A 5,844-nucleotide genomic window follows, 5' to 3' on the forward strand; every position below is an offset into this window, starting at 1 on the left:
GCGAATGGGCCGCACAGCGGCCCCAGCATTGTCATGTACGGAACCGTGCCACCAACCCATTCAGGTCCACGGCCAAGCGCGAGAGCTCAGCACTCGCCGCACTGGTCTGATGCGCCCCCGTAGCACTCTGCACCGACAGGTCATTGATGTTCACCAGGTTGCGGTCCACTTCCCGCGCCACTTGTGCCTGCTCTTCCGCCGCGCTGGCGATCACCAGGTTACGCTCGTTGATCTGTGCCACCGCCCCGGCAATGGTGTCCAACGCCAAGCCAGCACCGCGGGCGATGTTCAGCGTCGACTCGGCGCGTTCAGTGCTGGTGCGCATCGACTCCACTGCCTCTTCCGTGCCGCCTTGAATGCTGCCAATCATCCGTTCGATCTCGCTGGTCGACTGCTGGGTACGGTGTGCCAGCGCACGCACTTCATCCGCTACCACGGCAAAGCCACGGCCCGCTTCGCCGGCGCGCGCTGCCTCAATGGCAGCATTGAGCGCCAGCAGGTTGGTCTGGTCGGCCAGGCCGCGGATCACGTCGAGTACCTTGCCAATGTCGCGCGACTGTTCGGCCAGGTGCGTGATCAGTTTTGCTGTGGCCTGCACGTCACCGCTCATGCGCTCGATGGCGCCCACCGTCTCCATCACCAAGTCACGACCGTCGCCAGTGGAACGGCTGGCTTCACTGGATGCCTCTGAGGTACTCACGGCATTTCGCGCCACTTCCTCCACCGCGCTGGTCATTTCAGTCACGGCAGTGGCGGCTTGTTCAATTTCGTTGTTCTGCTGTTGCAGGCCACGGGCACTTTCGTCGGTGACGGCGTTCAATTCTTCGGCCGCCGAGGCCAGCTGGGTGGCGGAGCCGGCGATCTGCTGCAGGGTGTCGCGTAGCTTGTCTTGCATGCGGGCCATGGCACGCAGCAGGCGGGCGGCTTCGTCGGTGCCTTCGGCGCGGATGATGTGGGTCAGGTCACCGTCGGCGACCTGCTCGGCGCATTTGAGCGCCTCATCAATCGGCTTGACGATGCTGCGGGTCAACAAAAGGGCGCACGCGAATGTCAGCACGGTAGCGGCAACCAGCAGGCCGATCACCAGGGTGAAGGCAGTGTCGTACTGGCTGGCGGCCTTCTCGTTGGTGGAACGGGTCTGTTCGGTGTTGATACGCACCAGGGTTTCCATGACCTTGTTGATTTGCTCGGAGTTGGCCAGCAGGTCGCGGTTGAGCAGGTCGCGCAGTTCGTCGACGCGGCCGGCCTGGCTCAGGCTGCGCATGCGCGATTCCAGTTGGCGGTACTGGTTGAGCAACTGGCCGTACTGGTCGAACGCCGCCTGTTCATCACCGGCGGCGATCATCGGCAAATAGGCCTGGCGCGCACGGTCGATCTGGCTGTTGCGCTGGTCCAGCAGGTTGAGGGTATCGCTTTGGATGGCAGGCTCGCGGTTGATCAGCAGTCGATAGGACAGGGTGCGCATGCGCAGGTTGAGCGCGGTGATTTCGTCGAGGATCTTGATGCTGGGCACGTTGACTTGCTCGATGGCCACGCCCGCGTGGCGAATGTTGCCCATTTGCACCAGTGAGAAGATACCAAGGCCGAGCATCAGCAGGCCGATGAGCGCGAAGCCGAGCAGCGCGCGCGGGGCGATATTCATGTTGCGTAGAGACATGGAGGGGAAGATCCAGGCAAGGGATAAAGAGTGCGCGAAGTGCGACAAAACATGACTTGCCGGGCTATCGGTCGTGACTGGCCAGTCTTGAGCGCGCCCCGCTAAATTTGTGAGCGCGCTAACCTTTTCCTGACCGGCGGTTGACCCAGGTCGGAACAAGGGGGTGATTACCCTGTCAATCTGCGGGCCAGACACCTTGTGAATCCGATTTTTAATGGCGATGGGCCGCGCTTTTCTTTATCGTGTGCGCCCCTCGCAACAACCTGAGATAGACCCATGCTGGAAGCTTCCCTGAATCAAATCGAGCAACTGGTCAGCGACCTGATGCAGAAGAACGCTCAACTCACCGAGCAGAACACCGCCCTTGGCACGCAATTGGCCCAGGCCAAGGAAGAAAACGAAACCCTGCAGCTGTCGCTGATGGAGCAGGAAGAGAAGAACGGCAGCACCGCCGCCCGCCTGCAGGCCCTGGTTGATCGCGCCAGCGCTGGCGTTGCTGGCGCATGAGATTGCAAGAGCAGCCGGTCAATGTCGTGTCGATTCTCGGCATCGACTATTCGATCAAGGCGCCCGAAGGCCAGGAAGAAACCCTGGCCCAGGCGGTGCGGATGCTCAACACCGCCCTGAACGAAACCAAGCGTCAGTACCCGACCCTGATCGGTGACAAATTGCTGGTGCTGGCTGCCCTTAACCTGTGCTCCAAACAGGTTGAACTGCAGAAAGAACATCAGCAGACCCTTGCGCGTACCCAGGCGCAGATCGACGCCACGGTGGACGCCATCGTGCGGACCATTGCAGAGTCCTGATCGATAGCTGGGGCGCTTTGCGCCCCAATCGCGACACAAGGCCGCTCCCTGTAGGAGCAGCCTTGTGCTGCGAATGGGCTGCGCAGCAGCCCCAAAGCCCCAACTCATTGTTCCAGGTCACTGGATTAACTGGATACGCAAGTGTATACACTTCTCGCAAAACAATAATGTGCGGGGGAGTAGGGGCATGCGTATCTGGCGTAAAAGCATCCAGTGGCAGTTGATCACCAGCATGGGCGCAGCCCTGTTGGCCAGCATCCTGGTGGTGGTCATCATCTTCACCGTGGCGCTCAACCGCCTCACCGACCGCTACCTGGTCGACACTGCCCTGCCTGCCAGTGTCGAGGCCATCCGCAATGACATCGAGCGCATGCTCGGCCAGCCACTGGTGGCTGCGGCGGACATTGCCGGCAACACGCTGCTGCGCGACTGGCTGGCTGCCGGTGAAGACCCCGCCCAGGCTGCGGCATTCATTGAATACCTGGGCGCCGCCAAACAGCGCAACCGCGCCTTCACCACCTTGTTTGCCTCGACCGAAACCGGCCATTACTACAACGAAAATGGCCTGGACCGTACCCTCAGCCGCAGCAACCCCAAGGACAAGTGGTTCTACGGCTACATCGACAGCGGCGCCGAGCGGTTTATCAACATCGACATCGACGGAGCCACTGGGGAGCTGGCGCTGTTCATCGATTATCGCGTGGAAAAGGCTGGCAAGCTGGTGGGCGTGGCCGGCATGGGCCTGCGCATGACCGAGCTGTCGAAGCTGATTCACGACTTCAGCTTTGGCGAGCATGGCAAGGTCTTTCTGGTACGTAACGATGGCCTGATCCAGGTGCACCCGGACGCTGCCTTCAGTGGCAAGCGCCAGCTCACCGAGCAGCTCGGTACGGACGCTGCCAAGGCTGTAATGACGGGCGGCGAAGGCCTGCGCAGCAGCCGCTTCAGCCGTGACGGTGAACGGTATCTGGCACTCGGCCTGCCCCTGCGCGACCTTGACTGGACCTTGGTGGCCGAGGTGCCGGAGTCGGAAATCTACGCGCAAATGCATCAGGCGGTATGGCTGACCAGCCTGATCGGTGGCGGTGTGGCCCTGGTGTCGCTGCTGCTGGTGGTGCTGCTGGCGCGCGGCCTGGTGCGGCCTATCCGCCGCGTTACCGCTGCGCTGGTGCAGATTGGCAGTGGCGCAGGCGACCTTAGCCACCGCCTGGATGACTCGCGCCAGGATGAGCTGGGTGACCTGGCCCGGGGTTTCAACCGCTTTCTCGACAGCCAGCGCAGCCTGATTGGCGAGGTTTTGCACACCTCCGAACGGCTGCATCGTGCGGTTGAGCAGGTAACCCAAGTGGTGGACAACACGGCCGAGCGCTCAGGGCGGCAACAGGAAATGACCGAAATGGTTGCCACTGCCGTGCACGAAATGGGCCTGACGGTGCAGGACATTGCCCGCAATGCGGGTGATGCGGCGCAGGCCTCGCAGTCGGCACGGGATGAAGCCTTGCAGGCGCGTGAGGTGGTACGGCGTTCGATTCAGGGCATCGAGGGCATGTCGGGCGACATCGTCAAGGCAGCCGATGCCGTCAGCCAGCTGGCCAACGAAGTCGCCTCTATTGATGAAGTTCTCGCGGTGATCCGCAGCATTTCCGAACAAACCAACCTGCTGGCGCTGAACGCAGCCATCGAGGCGGCGCGGGCCGGGGAGATGGGGCGCGGGTTTGCTGTGGTGGCCGACGAGGTGCGAACGCTGGCGCGACGTACGCAACTGTCCACCGACGAAGTGCAGCAGATGATCCAGCGCCTGAAGCAGGGCGCGGGTTCGGCGGTGAGCTCGATGCAGGCGGGGCAGCAGGCGACCGGCAGTGGCGTTGAATCAAGCCAGCGTACCGGGGCGTCGTTGGGCGCGATTACCGACCAGGTGGAACACATCAGCGACATGAACCATCAGGTGGCCACGGCGACCGAAGAGCAGTCGGCGGTGACCGAAGAGATCAACCGCACGGTGCAGGGGATTTCTGACCTGGCCCGGGAGACGGCGGCGGAAGTTCAGGGCTGCCGTGAAGAGTGCCAGGCGTTGCGTGGCTTGGCTGATGACCTGGCGCGGCAGATGGGTGGGTTCAGGCTTTAGATCGGTGTGGGCTTCAACGCCGGCAAGCCAGCTCCTACAGGATCACCACAGGCCTGAGCCTTGTGTGGTCCATGTGGGGGCTGGCTTGCCGGCGATTGGGGCCTGTCAGGCGGTGATGATACTGCGGATATCCGCTGCCAGTTCGCGCACCCGCTCTTGCTCGGTATCCCAGGAACACATGAACCGTGCCCCGCCGCTGCCGATAAAGGTATAGAACCTCCACCCCTTGCCGCGCAGCGCTTCAATCGCAGGCTCCGGCATTTGCAGGAACACCCCGTTGGCCTCCACCGGGAACATCAGCTCCACCCCCGGCAAGTCACTCACCAACGATGCCAGCAACTGCGCGCAATGGTTGGCGTGGTTGCCATGGCGCAACCAGGCGCCATCTTCCAGCAGCCCCACCCATGGCGCAGACAGGAAGCGCATTTTCGACGCCAGTTGACCGGCCTGCTTGCAGCGGTAATCGAAGTCTTCGGCCAGTTGGCGGTTGAAGAACAGGATTGCTTCACCCACCGCCATGCCGTTCTTGGTGCCGCCGAAGCACAATACATCCACACCGGCCTTCCAGGTCAGCTCGGCCGGGCTGCAGCCCAGGAATGCGCAGGCATTGGTAAAGCGCGCGCCGTCCATGTGCAGGTTCAGCCCCAGCTCCTTGCAGGTCGCGCTGATCGCCTTCAGCTCGTCGGGGCGGTACACGGTGCCCACTTCTGTGGCCTGGGTAATGGTCACGACCCGCGGCTTGGGGTAGTGGATGTCCTGGCGCTTCAGCGCCACTTCGCGGATGGACTCTGGCGTCAGCTTGCCGTCGACGCTGGCGGCCGTCAGCAGCTTGGAGCCGTTGGAAAAGAACTCCGGCGCGCCGCATTCGTCGGTTTCGACGTGGGCGGTCTCGGAGCAAATGACGCTGTGGTAGCTCTGGCACAGCGAGGCCAGGGCCAGGGAGTTGGCGGCGGTGCCGTTGAAGGCGAAAAATACCTCGCAGTCGGTTTCAAACAGGTTGCGGAAGTATTCCGAGGCGCGCTCGGTCCATTGATCGTCGCCATAGGCGCGGTCGTGGCCGTGGTTGGCCTTTTCCATCGCCGCCCAGGCTTCGGGGCAGATACCGGAATAGTTGTCGCTGGCGAATTGTTGGCTCTTATCTGTCATGACACGGTCCTGTGAACGACGCAGAACAGCACTCTAAACCATCGATTCAGCGGTTGCCTATACAAGCTGCTTTCAGTGGGATCTGCGTCGGCCTCTTCGGGGGGGCAGCC

At 62.4% G+C, this 5,844-nt stretch carries 5 protein-coding genes and 1 pseudogene; 3 read left to right on the forward strand and 3 right to left on the reverse strand.

The window, feature by feature from the left end:
• Positions 1-31 precede the first annotated feature (31 nt).
• Together ACK1VC_RS11345 and ACK1VC_RS11350 are read right to left on the reverse strand one after the other, a co-directional pair.
• On the reverse strand, positions 32-904 hold the full coding sequence (locus tag ACK1VC_RS11345; protein WP_408981009.1) for a methyl-accepting chemotaxis protein: 873 nt from the start codon (positions 902-904) through the stop codon (positions 32-34).
• A pseudogene (locus tag ACK1VC_RS11350) lies at positions 887-1,657 on the reverse strand (MCP four helix bundle domain-containing protein); the annotation flags it as partial. The pseudogene ACK1VC_RS11350 and the gene ACK1VC_RS11345, both read right to left, overlap by 18 nt.
• Positions 1,658-1,933: 276 nt before the next feature.
• Here ACK1VC_RS11350 and ACK1VC_RS11355 point away from each other — a divergent pair.
• The 3 genes from ACK1VC_RS11355 to mcpH all read left to right on the forward strand — a co-directional run bounded on the left by ACK1VC_RS11355 (position 1,934) and on the right by mcpH (position 4,588).
• Positions 1,934-2,164 carry a hypothetical protein gene (locus ACK1VC_RS11355; protein WP_016484531.1) on the forward strand — a complete coding sequence of 77 codons (231 nt, stop codon included), beginning with the start codon at positions 1,934-1,936 and terminating at the stop codon, positions 2,162-2,164.
• Positions 2,161-2,463, forward strand: a complete 303-nt coding sequence (locus ACK1VC_RS11360; protein ID WP_016484532.1) for a cell division protein ZapA — start codon at positions 2,161-2,163, stop codon at positions 2,461-2,463. Before ACK1VC_RS11355 ends, ACK1VC_RS11360 begins: the two co-directional genes overlap by 4 nt.
• A gap of 187 nt (positions 2,464-2,650) precedes the next feature.
• Positions 2,651-4,588 (forward strand): methyl-accepting chemotaxis protein McpH, encoded by a 1,938-nt coding sequence (gene mcpH, locus ACK1VC_RS11365; protein ID WP_016484533.1) that lies wholly within the window; start codon positions 2,651-2,653, stop codon positions 4,586-4,588.
• Between the two features lie 105 nt (positions 4,589-4,693).
• Here mcpH and ACK1VC_RS11370 read toward each other — a convergent pair whose 3' ends face one another.
• On the reverse strand, positions 4,694-5,734 hold the full coding sequence (locus ACK1VC_RS11370; protein WP_016484534.1) for a threonine aldolase family protein: 1,041 nt from the start codon (positions 5,732-5,734) through the stop codon (positions 4,694-4,696).
• Positions 5,735-5,844: the final 110 nt, after the last annotated feature.

The organism is Pseudomonas sp. XP2 (genome assembly GCF_053557975.1).